Raw genomic sequence first — 14,051 nt, forward strand, 5'->3', positions numbered from 1 at the left:
ATTCCTACGGAGCGCTTCGCTATGATGTAAAAACGCAAGTTATTACCTTCTCAAGTATAAACTGGGGATTTTTAGTCATCTGAAGATGACTTTTGCTATTAGACTGGGAATTCATTCCCAGGCGGGCTACAGGTTTTACGTTAAATTACCCAATTCTCACAAACTTCTTGCACTACCAAAGGTCATCTTTATGCCACCAATACCACTTTACTTGATTCTCATCACTCTCTTGCTGGTTGTTATCCCATCTCTATTTACTATTTTTCTTCGCATATCTCTTTATCTCCATTTAATAATTGACTAACGAAGTCCAAAGATTAATCAAAACAATATCAGCGGGGGGACAACGGAAAATTATCCAAACATTAGAAGCTAGATTTCAAGAAGCTAGTAAACAATTAGAACAGGTAAACACAGGAGCATTAATAGATCAAATTTATAGTCAGGAAACAATCAAGGGATTTACCTTTACCTGTGAACAAATAGATTATTTATGTCGCATTTTGCCAAATTTACTGTTAGCTTTTGGGTTACTGGGAACTTTTTTAGTATAATGAAGACCTAAACGTTTGTCTAAGTAGGTAAACAAAATAAAAATGAGGGGTATTGCGTTTTGTAAAATGGCTGAAACCCAATCAGAATCTCGCATTGAGACAACTTTACATACCGTTATATACCTTTAAATTTTTCTGTTCACCTACTTACTTAGGTGAACACAATAAAACCAATCTGTGTAAAGAAAGGTAAAATCGCCCAAACCCTCTTCACTCTTGCCTCTTGCATGAGTGCCTCTTGCCTTGCCATAACGACGATTTTCAATGCTAACCTACTTAACTGGCGAAACAAAATCACTTTTTCACCCTCGCAAACAGAAATGGTCAGAACATTTTACCTGGAGTCCTGACGGTACAAGAGTGGAAGGTATAACTGCTATAGGTCGCGCTACAATAATTAGGCTACGCATGAACAACCCAGTGATTATATTTGCTCGTAAACGGTGGGTAATAAGTGGTTGGCATTCTCCTAATGATTGATAGTATAAAAAACGGCTATGACACAAGAACCGATACAAGTAATTGGCGGCGGACTCGCGGGAACAGAAGCAGCATGGCAAATAGCCCAAGCTGGCGTGCCTGTGATTCTCCACGAGATGCGCCCTAAACGCTTCAGTCCTGCCCATCATACCGAAAATTTGGCAGAATTGGTCTGTAGTAACTCTTTCGGGGCTATGGCGAGCGATCGCGCTGCCGGTCTCTTACACGAAGAATTACGCCAACTCGGTTCTATTGTCATTTCCAAAGCAGATGAACACGCAGTCCCCGCTGGTGGGGCTTTAGCGGTAGACAGAGGACAATTTGGGGAAGATCTAACCCAAACCTTAGCAAATCACCCTTTAATTGATTTCCGTCGCGGGGAAGTTACCGCAATTCCTGAAGGTATTGTTGTTTTAGCTTCTGGTCCTTTAACCAGTCCCGATTTAGGCGCAGATTTACAGCGATTTACGGGGATGGAATATCTCAACTTTTTTGATGCTGCGAGTCCCATTATTACGGGAGATTCTATCAATAAAGATATTGCTTTTATGGCTTCTCGCTATGACAAAGGTGAGGCAGCTTATCTAAATTGTCCGATGAATAAAGAGCAGTATTTACAATTTCGAGAAGCACTTTGTCAAGCGGAACAAACAGAATTAAAAGACTTTGAAAAAGAAACAGCGAAATTTTTTGAAGCTTGTTTACCAATTGAAGAAATGGCAAGACGGGGAGAAGATACCATGCGTTATGGACCGCTCAAACCAGTGGGTTTATCTGATCCTCGCAATGGAGAACGTAATTATGCGGTAATTCAATTACGACAAGAAGATAAAGCCGGTCAACTTTGGAATATGGTAGGTTTTCAAACTAATTTACGTTGGGGTGAACAAAAAAGAGTATTTCAAATGATTCCCGGTTTAGAAAAAGCCGAGTTTGTCAGATTAGGAGTCATGCACCGCAATACTTTTTTAAATGCACCACAGTTGATGTCTGCAAGTTTGCAATTTAAAGAACGTCCAACGTTATTGGCTGCGGGACAATTAATAGGAACAGAAGGTTATACTGCTGCATCTGCTGGAGGTTGGTTAGCGGGAACAAATGCTGCTAGATTAGCTTTAGGAAAAGAACCCCTAATTTTGCCCGTGACAACGATGATGGGGGCTTTATTTGAGTTTATCAGATCCGCCGCACCAAAGCATTTTCAACCGATGGCTCCTAATTTTGGCATTGTGCCAGATTTGGGTGTGAAAATTAAGAGTAAACCGGAAAAATACGGACGTTATCGGGATAGATCCTTGGCAGATTTGGCAACTTGGAAAACGGAAAATTTAGCCGTTTAAATTAATAGGAGGAAGTGTTTTAATCTTTCTCCTTCAACATCACTAAACCATGTATTCCCACTGCTGTAATCACACCTCCCAATAATCCCCAAGTAGCATCAGCAAAAACATTAATTCGATGGGCTAAAGCTCGATGATATGCAAATTGTAAAGTTCTTTCATTAGGCTTTTCCTCTTTTACCAATTTTTCTAAATAATTTTCAGCTTTTATTAGTGCGTCATAATCAGTACCAAAATAATAAAGGGATATCAATACTACCAATAAACCAGGGATGACTAAAGTAAGTAATAAAATTCCTGGGCGTGTCTTCATAAAAACATTTAATATTTTTAGTTTATTATACACAAAAATAATGTATAAAATTAATTAAACCACAATCAAGTTAAATAACCTCAAAAATTTTTAAATGCACAAAGGGAAATTAACGATCTGGAAAGATGATCGCGGATTTGGATTTATTCAATTAGATGATACAGAAAAGAAAGTTTTCTTGCATATCTCCAGTTTAAGAAATAAGCGCAAACGCCCTCAAGAAGGAGATATTATTAAATACCAACTAACAACTGATGAAAAAGGCAAACTCACGGCTATTAACGCCTCTATTCAGGAGAAATTTCTAGGGTGGATGATTGGTTTACTTGTTTTATCAATTTTACCTATTTGGGGAACAGTCAAGCTGTCAATGATTTATAGAAATCCTTTACCGATAGCTATTTATCCAATGACAGGATTAATTACTTATTGGTTTTATGCACATGATAAAAAACAAGCAACTGATGGAAATTGGCGTACTCCTGAACAAACTTTACATTTCTGGGAGTTAATCGGTGGATGGATTGGTGGTTTTATTGCTCAGAATACACTTCACCATAAGAGTAAAAAGTCTTCCTATCAGTCAGTTTATTGGATTATTGTAGCTATTCATTTGGCTGGTTGGACGTATTGGTTATTTTTGCAGCCATACAATTTGAGACTGGGATGAGTGTAAGCATTGTTTATCCGTAAAACTTGGTGATTTACTAAATCTGTATGACTTAACTTTATTTTTTAGCAAATACAAGGTTAGAATGACAAAATTATATTGTGCTTGAAACTATAAAAATTGTCAAAACAACTAACTAACAATGTGTTTCCCGGTTCTGTTGTCAAACTAGATAATGGTTTAACACTCATTCACCAAGAGATATCCACTACACCCGTAGTGGTAGCTGACGTTTGGGTGCGTGCGGGAACTAACCTAGAACCAGAACCTTGGTTTGGAATGGCACATTTTCTAGAACACATGATTTTCAAAGGGACATCAAACCTGCTTCCTGGAGAATTTGATTATCACATCGAAAAAATTGGCGGGGTGAGTAATGCCGCAACAAGCCACGATTACGCCCATTATTCCATTACAACCGCTGCTAATCACCTAGAGCATACTCTTCCCCATTTAGGGGAATTACTCCTGAATGCAGCCATTCCTGACGATGAATTTATCAGAGAACGGGATGTGGTGTTAGAAGAAATCCGTAGTTACAATGATGATCCCGATTGGGTTGGTTTTCAATCTCTTGTGAAAAATGTTTACCAACGCCACCCTTATGGACGTTCTGTACTGGGAACTGAGGAAGAATTAATGCAGCATTCCCCGGAAGCTATGCGCTGCTTTTATCGCAGTTACTATCAACCAGAAAATATGACTGTGGTTGTGGTGGGAGGAATTGGTGAAAAAGCCGCGAGGGAATTGGTTAACCGTTCGTTTGCAGATTTTCCGCAACGGGATAATTGTCCCCAATTTACCAAAGTTCCAGCACCGCTAATTAACGGAATTCGTCGTCATGAGTTAATCTTACCCAGACTAGAACAAGCGCGGTTAATGATGGCTTGGAAAGTACCGGGAGTAGAAGAAATTCGGGCTGTTCATGGTTTAGAATTATTATCAGTCCTGCTAGGAGAAGGGAGAATTTCTCGGTTAGTATCTGATTTGCGGGAAGAAAAGCAACTTGTTCAAGAGATTTGCTGTAATTTTTCTCTCCAACAAGAATCAAGTTTATTGACAATTACGGCTTGGTTAGAATCAGAATATCTAGAACGAGTTGAGGATTTGATTTGTGATCATTTACAAGAATTACAAGATCAAGAAATTAGCACGTCAGAACTAAATCGTATTCAAAGGTTTTTATGTAATGATTATGCCTTTTCTACGGAAACACCAAATCAGCTAACTAATTTTTATGGTTATTATCATACTATTGCTAACGCTGAATTAGCTGTTACCTATCCTCAAGAAATCCAGTCTTTCAATCCTCAAGAACTGCAAAAATTAGCTCAACAGTATCTTTCATCAGCTAATTATGCGGTCACCATGCTCAAACCTTGTTAATTATTAACTGAAAATGCAAACTATTAATAGTCGCTCTCTGATTCATCGCACCGTATTAAGTAATGGCATTGTTTTGTTAGTATCAGAAAATCAAGCTGCTGATATTATTGCGGGACGGATTTTTATTCGCGCTGGTAGTTGTCATGAACAGCGAGAAAAAGCAGGGTTAGCTCATTTGTTGTCAGCGGTGATGACAAAGGGATGTGATGGTTTATCGAGTTTAGAAATTGCCGAAAAAGTTGAATCTGTGGGAGCTAGTTTAAGCACAGATGCGGCTACAGACTATTTTTTGCTATCTTTGAAAACTGTCACTACTGATTTTATTGACATTTTATCATTAGCCGGACAATTATTGCGATCGCCTACTTTTCCTGAAAATCAGGTAAAACTAGAAAAGCGGTTAGCAATCCAAGATATTCGTTCCCAAAAAGAGCAACCTTTTAGTCTGGCTTTTGAACAATTGCGTCAGGTAATGTACCCAAATCATCCCTATTCTATGTCAGTTTTAGGTGATGAAACAACGATGAGCAGCATTACCCGGTCTGACTTAGTAGAATATCACCAAACTCATTTCCGTCCTGATAATATTGTCATTAGCATTGCTGGACGCATTACCCCAGCAGAAGCTGAGAAATTAGTAACAAAGATTTTTGGTGATTGGGAAATACCAAATTCCGCCCAACCTACCCTGAATTTACCACCAATTACTGTATCACCTAAACCTTGCCTCAAACCCTTAAATACACAACAATCAATTATCATGCTGGGTTATTTAGGACCATCAGTAACTAACCCAGAATATGCAGCCCTCAAGTTACTTGCTACCTATTTAGGCAATGGTCTTTCTAGTCGTTTATTTGTAGAATTACGGGAAAAGCAAGGTTTAGCTTATGACGTATCTGCTATTTATTCAACTCGACTTTTTCCCGCTGCCTTTGTAGTTTATATTGGCACTGCACCGGAAAATACCAAAGTTGCTTTTAATGGACTTCGCCAGGAAGTAGAACTATTGTGTAGCACCGAACTGTCAGCAGAAGCATTACAAACTGCTAAAAATAAAATCATTGGTCAATATGCTTTGGGTAAACAAACTAATGGACATATTGCTCAAATATATGGTTGGTATGAAATTTTGGGTTTAGGGATTGAATTTGATCAACAATTTCCCGAATTAATTAATAATGTCACTGCAACGGAAGCAATTACATCCGCTTGTAAGTTTTTACAAGCACCATACCTATCTTTAGTTGGACCAGAAGAAGCCATTCAGACAGCTATTTTGTGAAACCTTAAATTTAAGTAGTGAGACAGAATTAATTACACAATGTCATTGCGTTAGCGCAGCGTGGCGTTAGCCATATGGAACGAAGTGAAATCAAGCAATTCCAAGGGTTGTGATTGCTTCCCTTCGCTCGCAATGACTGTAAATATTTTTGTCCAATTACTTACTAGGTTGGGTTGACGCAAGAAAACCCAACCTAGTAAAATCCTGTAAATATGCGGTGATGTTTGATCTTCATGCCCAAAAAATTAACAACTAACAAAGCGATCGCAATAGGTGTAAGATCAGCATCAGAAAATTATACAAAAGTTGTATGAAAAATACTTTGATAGCTAGTATTCCCAACATGGGCGCAAATTCTTGGTATTGCTTAATCTTGTTAACCACAACACCCGCCTTAATTACTGCCACTGGGTTCATTTCCACAGCCACACCACTCAAAATTGTCCAAGTTAACACAGACATTAAAATTAATCGTCCGTCCCTGAACATGGGTAGTCAAGGTGAACGAGTTACCGAACTTCAAGCCGCTTTAAAACTTTTAGGCTTTTACGCGGGCGCTGTAGATGGTAAATATCAACAAAGTACAGTCATTGCCGTTGCCCAATTTCAACAAGCTGCCGGTTTAAACCCCACTGGTAATGTAGATAATATCACATGGCAAAAACTATTTCCCAGCCCCTCAAATATTACCGCTACCACAGCCAAACCTGCCAGTAGTTTTACAACTGTTCCCACCCAACCGGTAAGAGTTACAAAACCACAAATTACCAAACGCCCAACCACCAAAAATCCACAAAATACCAGCATTAAACCCACTCCTCCCCATCAACAAATGCCCGGTATCCAATATACTGACGAAGGATGGCCAATTTTGCGTTTACCCATGAGTGGTACAGAAGTGATTAAATTGCAAAAACAACTACAAAACTTGGGGTTCTTAAATGGTAAAATAGACGGATATTTCGGACTATCCACAGAAACCGCAGTCAAAGCTGCACAAGTTCGTTATGGCTTAAAACCTGATGGTGTAGTCGGTGGTGGTACATGGAAAGTTTTCTTAAAACGCACTTCCCAATAAGTAGGTGAACACAATAAAAACAAACTGTGTAAAGAAACGTAAAATCGCCCAAACCCTCTTGCCTCTTGCCTCTTGCCTTGCCATAACGACAATTTTCAACGCCAACCTACTTAACATTAAACTATGAAGCACTTTATTTTAACTTGGCTTGGTACTGCGGTAGCATTGTTAATTACCTCTAAAATTGTCCCCGGAATTGTTCTCACGAGTTTTACTGCTGCCTTAATTGCCGCTGTTATCATTGGTTTAGTAAATGCCATTGTCCGGCCAATTTTGCAGATTTTAGCATTTCCCATTACCTTAATAACTTTAGGTTTATTTACCCTTGTAATTAATGGTTTAACTCTATGGTTTGCTAGTGCGATAACTCCCGGTTATGGTTTTGAAATTCGGGGTTTTATTCCTGCTTTTTTAGGTTCAATTGTTTTATCAATTGTCTCTGGTATTATTAACCAAATAGTTAATATGCTTGACTAAATATTTAGTTTCTAATCACTTTTAGCCACAGCTACTGTGACTGCTCCCATTTCCCCTGATAATCGAAAAATCTGTTTAGGAACTAATAATATTATTTTCGCAGATGTGATTTTCGAGACTGCCAGCATAGCCGAAGCCTCAGCTACGCTAGATGTTTCCACAAACTTAGTAATACTATGATTAGGATGGGGAACAAGGACACTATTTAAAAGTTCAGCACTAAAGACTTTCAAAAGTAACTGTTCTGAGTTACAAAATTCTACTAAACCAATTTCTGAGGCTTTCTTATCAATAGTTGCAATTCCAGATATTTCACTATATATAAGTTGGTATTCTTGAAAAACCTGTTTAATTGCAGTATTAATTAGGTTCTGAGAAACTCCCTTTTGACAACCAATTCCTACCCATAACAATTTTTTGTCTGTCACATTATGCACTTTGTTTTGTAATATTGAGTATCCCGCAAATAAGAACTAATTAGCTTAAAATCTGCCGATTTGTAATCCTTAAAATACGGAAAACCTATCATTGCTGGTTATATAGTCCTGAATCTATTCCTGCTTGTTGAACTAACCACCACCAACTATTGTGACTACTTCTAAGCGATCGCCATTTTTGATGTGGGTTTCCGTCCAAAATTGACGATGTAAGATTTCACCGTTGTATTCTACTGCGATTAAGCGCAGATTAAAACCCAACTGTTGCAGTAATTCTGGTAAAGCAGTTGGGGATACACAATTGCGCGTTTCTCCGTTGACTTGGAGATTAATTTGATTTGACATAAAGCTGTGAGAAATTTTGAATTGAGGACTATGAAAGTTATAAGAGTTTGGGTAACATCTATGGAGAATGGACTTGTCCACAAAAGATGAAAAGCTTTTATTTTTCCACATAATTTATTTTAAAGATAGGTCTAATAATTTAATATCTTTATGTTTACGAGCGATTCGATAGCAAGTTTGTGTTTTGATGGAAACGACTTTTTTATCTTTTTCTTCTAGACTTAGCCTGAATACTAGCATAATTCTGCTTTCAATGGAATAATCCTACCTGGGGAATTACCAAAATCCCCAGATTGGTACGGTGATGCCTAAATTGACTATACGTTTCTTAACAAAATATAAATTGGCGTTCATGACAACAAATAAACTCGAATCAACGAAACTGGAGTCAACAGACCTAAATATAGAGCAATTGCCTCCGGTACTACATTCCACGCCATCGCCAAATGTGATAGCGTTTATTTTATTATCTGTTGCCCTAGTTGCGCTGTCCTGGACAGCTATCTTAATCAAGCTATCGGTTCGGGAAATTAGTGCTAACGCCACAGTATTTAATCGCTTGTGGATAGCAACGATTATCTTTGGGCTGTGGAATGGATTCAATGAATTACGCGTACGCGCGAAAAATTTAAATGACGAGCCTACAACCAAAGAAAGCTACCAATTAAGAGACATCATACTTTTAGTCGCAGTAGCTGTTGTTCATGTCGTGGGTCGAGTTCTCTGGAGTTGGTCTTTGACTCAAACCACGGCTGCTAATGCTACTGTACTGTCGAATCTCCCCCCATTATTCACCACGTTAGGGGCTTGGTTGATATTAGGTAAAACTTTTAACCGCAGATTCGTGATTGGGATGGTAATTGCCCTTGCGGGGGCATTTACTTTAGGATTAGATGACTTCTTCTGGTCTGAAAATCTGGTAATCAGCCAAAAAGCTATTATTGGTGACGCGGCTGCTTTGTTATCGTCTGTGTTTTATGCAGCTAGTTTCCTGATGATCGAACGACTGCGAACTAGATTACCTGTACAAAATATACTTGTATGGCGCTGCTTTTTAGGTACTTTGTTTATCCTCCCAGTGGTGCTAACCTTTGAAGAGCAAATTTTTCCTATTTCCTGGTTTGGTTGGCTCACGGTATTTGGATTAGCTGCTATTTGCGAAGTTCTAGGACATGGATTAGTAGTCTACAGTCTCAAGTATTTATCATCATCCTTCGTGACAATATTTCTGCTACTTGAACCAGTCATGACTGCAATTTTAGCTTGGTTCATCTTTTCAGAAAGCCTAAGTTTGGTTAACCTTTTAGCGCTTAGTTTCATCTTACAAGGTATATATCTGGCAAAAACAGGCAAAGGAGCGGATAAAGAATAAGTTATACATTAGTTAATGGTGTAATTTGGAAATCTTCAAAAATTACTTGAAAACCTTCCCGTTCAGGTGATGCACACATAGGTCCAACCTGTAAAGTTTGTGCTTCACTCAAATACGCTAGTCTGAGCATTGTATATTGTTCACCGTCAAGGGAATATTTCACCTCCACAGCACCTTCAAATCGTTCCAATCTTAGCCACAAGTAAGCTGTGTTTTGAGGTAGCTGCACTACAGACCAATCAGAATAATCCCGTGTAACTACAGCACTGGCATATTGTACATCGTTTACAAATTCAATTCCACACTTTAACCATGTTAAATCGTTTTCGCGGATCATTAATCCTGCTTGGTCATAAAGCACCTCATACTTGCCGATAATTTTCAGATCAGCCCTAAAATTACCTGTGACTTCTTGATAGTAAAAGTGTCCGTTATCACGGATAAAACCGTAATGAGTTTTGCGCCAAAAGTCTGTTTTCAGTCCCGAAGTGACTGATAGTGTTTGTTCCTGATGTTTCCAATCTGGTGGTTCATTGTGCCATTTTTTCATTTTCTTGTTTCTCCCCTTGGTAAGGGGGGATTAAGGGGGGTAATAAATATTTGATACATCATCAAGAACTTTTAAAACATCCTCTTAGATATAGTTCTTCCAATTTGAGCATTTTATTTTGAATACTATAATTTTTTGCAGAAATAAGAGCATTTTGTTTGATTTTTTCCCTCAATGACTTATCCTCTAATAAGGTTAAAATTCCCTCAGCAATTTGTTGACTATTTTGATAATCAACAATCCAAGCGTGTTCTTTGTGGATCGCAAAATCCTGAGCAATACCCGTTGCTGTAATCACAGAAGGAACTTCCGATAACATTGCATCAATAGGAGATTGTCCAAATGCTTCGATCATGGGATCAGAAACATGAACAAAGATATCAAAGAGACGAAATAAGGCAAAAAGATCCTCTTCAAAATAGATTTCAACATAGCTATCAGCAGGTAATTCTGCCAATTTATCTACTACACTCAAAGCCTCTGCATAGTTAGGTTTATTGGTACTATCTTTTGTGATGTTTTGGAATTGCTCTTGTATATTCTTTGTATCTGTATGAGTTCCTGATAACAGTAAAAGGGCATTAGGATGAGTTTCTAGTACCTTTTTAAATGCTTCAATTATATATTCAACTCCTTTCCATTTAACATACCTTGCCGATACACCAATAACTGGTCCAGTGTGATTTTTGAGATATTTGTCTTGAAGTTGTTTAATTCTTTGGGGATCTATATTTTCATACTGTGTGAGATCAAATCCACTGGGAATGACTGTTATTTGATCTTCTGGCACACCATCGGCAATCATACCCGCTTTTACCTGATTTGTAACGGCGATCGCATTAGTGGCAAATTGCCAAATTAACTCATATTTACTGCGAGCGTGTCTTGTCCATTTTATACCTGTATTTTCTGTCGTATAAACCCTGACTGGAACTTTGGCATAGTAAGCAGCTTGTAATCCTGCTAAATGGCCAGCAAACCAATGGGTATGTACTATATCTGTTTTGTTTTCTACTAAATGATCATAAATAAATTTAACAACTTCAGGGGTATTTCTATAATCGTTGTAAAAGGTTGTTTTATAAGGAATTTCCATCTGTTGTAAAAAATCAACTATGGGATCACCTTCATTTAAAATCAGATAATCAATGTCAAACTTAGAATTATCGGTATATTGGGCAACCCACTCAAACTGAACCCAACGGATTTGATGAGTAAAGATATAGGTCAGTTTTATTTTTCGGTTCATTTTTGTTTTAGGTATAAAAATTTTATACGAATATTTTATCATTAAGTCATCTGATAAAGTCACATTATTTAATGATATTATATCTCATGGACTTATGTAGTAGCGTTTGCGGAGTGTGCTGGAGGCTCTATTATATGCGCCAAAAATTTTTTAAGCATCCTCTGACGGAAATAAAATTTAACTATTTTATAAGCAATCTCCTGGGTTTAAAAAAATAAAAAATACAGATTAAACGACATGGGAATATTAAGGTTTTATTTAGCATTATGTGTGATTGCAGAACACTCAAATTCTGTACTTCCGTGGCTTGTCCATGATGGTTTAGAATCAGTAGAAATATTTTTTATGATTTCTGGTTTTTATATGGCTATGATTTTGCCAAAATACTCTAATGTAATGGAATTTTACTTCAACAGATTCCTCCGAATTTTTATTCCCTATTTCTTAATATGTGGAATGATTTTAACGCTGAGTCTAATATTTGGCATTGTGTGGGGAGAATGGTTAGAATTAGAGCCATTTATTAATTTCTCTGTAGCAAAAAATAGCTTGTATGCGACTTTCTTAATGATATTTGCAACCTTTTCTAACTTAACAATCTTTTTTCAGGATTTAGTTTTTATTTTAAGCTATGATTTACCTTCGGCATTAAATTTTAGTATTGATCTTTCAGAGGGACAATATCCTTTTTATAAATATCTACTCGATCCACCAGCTTGGTCAATTAGTGTTGAATTAATTTTTTATTTTTTCGCTCCAGTTATAGTGAAATTTACTAACAAAAAATTACTTTTAATCTTGCTATCTTCATTGACAATCCGTATTTTCTTTTACGAAATGATTGGAGTGAAGTATAATGGTTGGATTCATAGGTTTTTTGTATGTGCGATCGCTTTATTTGTAATGGGAATTTTCAGCTTTAGGTTGTATTCAAATTGGTTAATTAATTTAACCAAAAAATTGCCTATAAACTTGCAGATTAGTAACAAATACTATATTTTTTATTGTGGTTTTATTTTGCTTTTCTTCTTTCTCACAAAATTTGCAACCCAGCAACTAGGGAGCATAATTAAGATGAATTATGCTTATTTAATTTCCTACTTAATTTGGATGGCAATCATTCCTATATTATTTCAACTAACAGCTAATAATAAATTAGATAGATACATTGGAAATTTGTCATATCCAATCTATTTAATCCATACAATAGTTATTAAAATTTCACAGATTATAATTCCCTATTGTAGTATATCAGAATCTTGGCTAGGTAAAATATCTGCACTAATAACAATATTAGCTTCTGTGGTTATTATTCATTTTTTTGTGAATCCATTAGAAAAACAAAGATATGTATTAGCAAAAACACTTTCTAATAATGAATGGTCGAAATAGTTAATAGTCCTCAATAAAGTAAAAGAGAGTTAGTCATTGTCACGATCAGAACCTTTCCCAGTTTTAGCTAAATAAATACCCACAGCAATTAGAACAAATCCCATGACATTGAATGGTGAGAGAAATTCCCCTACGAAAATCCAAGCAAAAAAAGCAACTGGGAAAGGTTCTATCAAAAAAAAGATAGTCAAAAAAGTAGAAGAAAAATGTTTAAAACTATAAGTAATTAAACTACGGGCAATTACTTCACAAATTAATCCTAAACCTAAAATTGCTAACCATCCTGTAGTAGTGCTAGGAAAAATTGAATCACCTTTAATCCATACAAATGGTGTAATCAAAATCAAACTAATAATACAACGCCATGTTAAAAAAGTGATATTTGGTAAATATCTTAGCAATTTTTCCATCTGTAACATAGCTAAAGCATAAACCATAGCAGACAATAAGGCTGCTCCATCTCCTAGTATTGCCTTTATTTCAAATAATTGATTTTCTGAATGTAACCAATCTTCTAGGGTTAAGCAAATGCTTCCTCCTACAGCAATCGCTAATCCCATCAAAAAACGGCGATCAAACTGCTTACCAATAAATAACCAAGCCACTAAGAATGTGAAAATTGGTGTGAAGTTGGATAAAGTCAGGGCATTCACCGCAGTAGTGTTTTGTAATGCCCACATATATATATAGCGTCCTGTTAAATGAGTGATACTCTCTAGTATCATCAAACCGACAATAATCCAATTTATTTGATTAGCTTCCTTTGCTGTTGGAGAAATAGTATCATTATCATTATCCGTTGGAGATTTCCAAAGATGTGAAACTAAATTCCCACAAACAAATGTGATTGTAGCAATCAATAAACGATCAAAAATTATAGCTTCTACGCTTAGTTCATTAAGTCCAAGTTTGATAAAAATAGCAGTGGAAGATATAGCAAATATCCCAAGAATCAAAAATAAAAATGGTGTAGTAACTGCATAAAATGACTTATCTAAGTCATTCTTAGCTTCAGAATCACTGAAAAAATTCAACATTGTTACATCCCTAAATGATTGATTTCTATTAATTTAGCATAATTATTGTTTCTTTGGTCATATTGATTTCCCACTTTTAATAAATT

General features: G+C 36.6%; 17 protein-coding genes. 10 read left to right on the forward strand and 7 right to left on the reverse strand.

What is annotated here, in order from left to right; all coding sequences use genetic code 11:
- Positions 1-296 precede the first annotated feature (296 nt).
- From AA650_RS19875 to trmFO, 3 genes are all read left to right on the forward strand, one after another.
- Positions 297-554: a hypothetical protein gene (locus tag AA650_RS19875; protein ID WP_053540357.1), complete on the forward strand. Its 258-nt coding sequence runs from the start codon at positions 297-299 to the stop codon at positions 552-554.
- 264 nt (positions 555-818) lie between these two features.
- Positions 819-1,034 carry a hypothetical protein gene (locus AA650_RS26900; RefSeq protein ID WP_081424281.1) on the forward strand — a complete coding sequence of 72 codons (216 nt, stop codon included), beginning with the start codon at positions 819-821 and terminating at the stop codon, positions 1,032-1,034.
- 17 nt (positions 1,035-1,051) lie between these two features.
- Complete coding sequence (gene trmFO, locus AA650_RS19880; protein WP_027404427.1) at positions 1,052-2,374, forward strand: FADH(2)-oxidizing methylenetetrahydrofolate--tRNA-(uracil(54)-C(5))-methyltransferase TrmFO; 1,323 nt, start codon at positions 1,052-1,054, stop codon at positions 2,372-2,374.
- Positions 2,375-2,393: 19 nt separating this feature from the next.
- Here trmFO and AA650_RS19885 read toward each other — a convergent pair whose 3' ends face one another.
- Positions 2,394-2,687 carry a hypothetical protein gene (locus AA650_RS19885; protein ID WP_053540358.1) on the reverse strand — a complete coding sequence of 98 codons (294 nt, stop codon included), beginning with the start codon at positions 2,685-2,687 and terminating at the stop codon, positions 2,394-2,396.
- 94 nt (positions 2,688-2,781) lie between these two features.
- Between AA650_RS19885 and AA650_RS19890 the strand changes: the two genes are divergently transcribed.
- The 5 genes from AA650_RS19890 to AA650_RS19910 all read left to right on the forward strand — a co-directional run bounded on the left by AA650_RS19890 (position 2,782) and on the right by AA650_RS19910 (position 7,583).
- On the forward strand, positions 2,782-3,357 hold the full coding sequence (locus AA650_RS19890) for a DUF1294 domain-containing protein (RefSeq protein ID WP_053540359.1): 576 nt from the start codon (positions 2,782-2,784) through the stop codon (positions 3,355-3,357).
- Between the two features lie 144 nt (positions 3,358-3,501).
- Positions 3,502-4,743: a M16 family metallopeptidase gene (locus AA650_RS19895; protein ID WP_053540360.1), complete on the forward strand. Its 1,242-nt coding sequence runs from the start codon at positions 3,502-3,504 to the stop codon at positions 4,741-4,743.
- A 13-nt stretch (positions 4,744-4,756) separates the two neighbouring features.
- Positions 4,757-6,028 carry a M16 family metallopeptidase gene (locus AA650_RS19900; RefSeq protein ID WP_053540361.1) on the forward strand — a complete coding sequence of 424 codons (1,272 nt, stop codon included), beginning with the start codon at positions 4,757-4,759 and terminating at the stop codon, positions 6,026-6,028.
- A gap of 310 nt (positions 6,029-6,338) precedes the next feature.
- On the forward strand, positions 6,339-7,106 hold the full coding sequence (locus AA650_RS19905; protein WP_053540362.1) for a peptidoglycan-binding domain-containing protein: 768 nt from the start codon (positions 6,339-6,341) through the stop codon (positions 7,104-7,106).
- A 123-nt stretch (positions 7,107-7,229) separates the two neighbouring features.
- Positions 7,230-7,583, forward strand: coding sequence for a phage holin family protein (locus AA650_RS19910; protein WP_053540363.1), 354 nt, complete (start codon positions 7,230-7,232; stop codon positions 7,581-7,583).
- 11 nt (positions 7,584-7,594) lie between these two features.
- Here the strand turns inward: AA650_RS19910 and AA650_RS19915 are convergent, their stop codons facing one another.
- The 3 genes from AA650_RS19915 to AA650_RS29160 all read right to left on the reverse strand — a co-directional run bounded on the left by AA650_RS19915 (position 7,595) and on the right by AA650_RS29160 (position 8,605).
- Complete coding sequence (locus AA650_RS19915; RefSeq protein WP_234413230.1) at positions 7,595-8,011, reverse strand: cobalamin biosynthesis protein; 417 nt, start codon at positions 8,009-8,011, stop codon at positions 7,595-7,597.
- A gap of 141 nt (positions 8,012-8,152) precedes the next feature.
- The gene (gene thiS / locus AA650_RS19920) at positions 8,153-8,365 is read right to left on the reverse strand and encodes a sulfur carrier protein ThiS (RefSeq protein WP_039203927.1); all 213 of its coding nucleotides are present in this window, start codon (positions 8,363-8,365) and stop codon (positions 8,153-8,155) included.
- Positions 8,366-8,479: 114 nt separating this feature from the next.
- Positions 8,480-8,605 carry a hypothetical protein gene (locus AA650_RS29160; protein WP_257720879.1) on the reverse strand — a complete coding sequence of 42 codons (126 nt, stop codon included), beginning with the start codon at positions 8,603-8,605 and terminating at the stop codon, positions 8,480-8,482.
- Positions 8,606-8,717: 112 nt separating this feature from the next.
- On the opposite strand from AA650_RS29160, the gene AA650_RS19925 reads away from it, so the two are divergent.
- Positions 8,718-9,737, forward strand: coding sequence for a DMT family transporter (locus tag AA650_RS19925; RefSeq protein WP_081424387.1), 1,020 nt, complete (start codon positions 8,718-8,720; stop codon positions 9,735-9,737).
- Between the two features lies 1 nt (position 9,738).
- On the opposite strand, the gene AA650_RS19930 is transcribed toward AA650_RS19925, so the two are convergent.
- Entirely contained in the window at positions 9,739-10,287 is a 549-nt protein-coding gene (locus AA650_RS19930; protein ID WP_053540365.1) for a DUF1349 domain-containing protein, read from the reverse strand.
- A gap of 61 nt (positions 10,288-10,348) precedes the next feature.
- Positions 10,349-11,536, reverse strand: a complete 1,188-nt coding sequence (locus AA650_RS19935) for a glycosyltransferase family 4 protein (protein ID WP_053540366.1) — start codon at positions 11,534-11,536, stop codon at positions 10,349-10,351.
- A 237-nt stretch (positions 11,537-11,773) separates the two neighbouring features.
- Between AA650_RS19935 and AA650_RS19940 the strand changes: the two genes are divergently transcribed.
- On the forward strand, positions 11,774-12,928 hold the full coding sequence (locus AA650_RS19940) for an acyltransferase family protein (RefSeq protein WP_053540367.1): 1,155 nt from the start codon (positions 11,774-11,776) through the stop codon (positions 12,926-12,928).
- Positions 12,929-12,957: 29 nt separating this feature from the next.
- On the opposite strand, the gene AA650_RS19945 is transcribed toward AA650_RS19940, so the two are convergent.
- Positions 12,958-13,965 carry a DMT family transporter gene (locus tag AA650_RS19945; protein WP_053540368.1) on the reverse strand — a complete coding sequence of 336 codons (1,008 nt, stop codon included), beginning with the start codon at positions 13,963-13,965 and terminating at the stop codon, positions 12,958-12,960.
- Positions 13,966-14,051 lie beyond the last annotated feature (86 nt).

Origin of the sequence: Anabaena sp. WA102 (genome assembly GCF_001277295.1) — a bacterium.
GTDB classification, from domain to species: domain Bacteria; phylum Cyanobacteriota; class Cyanobacteriia; order Cyanobacteriales; family Nostocaceae; genus Dolichospermum; species Dolichospermum heterosporum.

Excerpts from the sequence above, each read along its gene's own strand:
- AA650_RS26900 (WP_081424281.1), top strand. The coding sequence starts at position 819 with ATGCTAACCTACTTAACTGGCGAAACAAAATCACTTTTTCACCCTCGC.
- trmFO (WP_027404427.1), top strand. The coding sequence starts at position 1,052 with ATGACACAAGAACCGATACAAGTAATTGGCGGCGGACTCGCGGGAACA.
- AA650_RS19885 (WP_053540358.1), bottom strand. The coding sequence starts at position 2,687 with ATGAAGACACGCCCAGGAATTTTATTACTTACTTTAGTCATCCCTGGT.
- AA650_RS19890 (WP_053540359.1), top strand. The coding sequence starts at position 2,782 with ATGCACAAAGGGAAATTAACGATCTGGAAAGATGATCGCGGATTTGGA.
- AA650_RS19900 (WP_053540361.1), top strand. The coding sequence starts at position 4,757 with ATGCAAACTATTAATAGTCGCTCTCTGATTCATCGCACCGTATTAAGT.
- AA650_RS19905 (WP_053540362.1), top strand. The coding sequence starts at position 6,339 with ATGAAAAATACTTTGATAGCTAGTATTCCCAACATGGGCGCAAATTCT.
- AA650_RS19910 (WP_053540363.1), top strand. The coding sequence starts at position 7,230 with ATGAAGCACTTTATTTTAACTTGGCTTGGTACTGCGGTAGCATTGTTA.
- thiS (WP_039203927.1), bottom strand. The coding sequence starts at position 8,365 with ATGTCAAATCAAATTAATCTCCAAGTCAACGGAGAAACGCGCAATTGT.
- AA650_RS29160 (WP_257720879.1), bottom strand. The coding sequence starts at position 8,605 with ATGCTAGTATTCAGGCTAAGTCTAGAAGAAAAAGATAAAAAAGTCGTT.
- AA650_RS19925 (WP_081424387.1), top strand. The coding sequence starts at position 8,718 with ATGACAACAAATAAACTCGAATCAACGAAACTGGAGTCAACAGACCTA.
- AA650_RS19930 (WP_053540365.1), bottom strand. The coding sequence starts at position 10,287 with ATGAAAAAATGGCACAATGAACCACCAGATTGGAAACATCAGGAACAA.
- AA650_RS19935 (WP_053540366.1), bottom strand. The coding sequence starts at position 11,536 with ATGAACCGAAAAATAAAACTGACCTATATCTTTACTCATCAAATCCGT.
- AA650_RS19940 (WP_053540367.1), top strand. The coding sequence starts at position 11,774 with ATGGGAATATTAAGGTTTTATTTAGCATTATGTGTGATTGCAGAACAC.
- AA650_RS19945 (WP_053540368.1), bottom strand. The coding sequence starts at position 13,965 with ATGTTGAATTTTTTCAGTGATTCTGAAGCTAAGAATGACTTAGATAAG.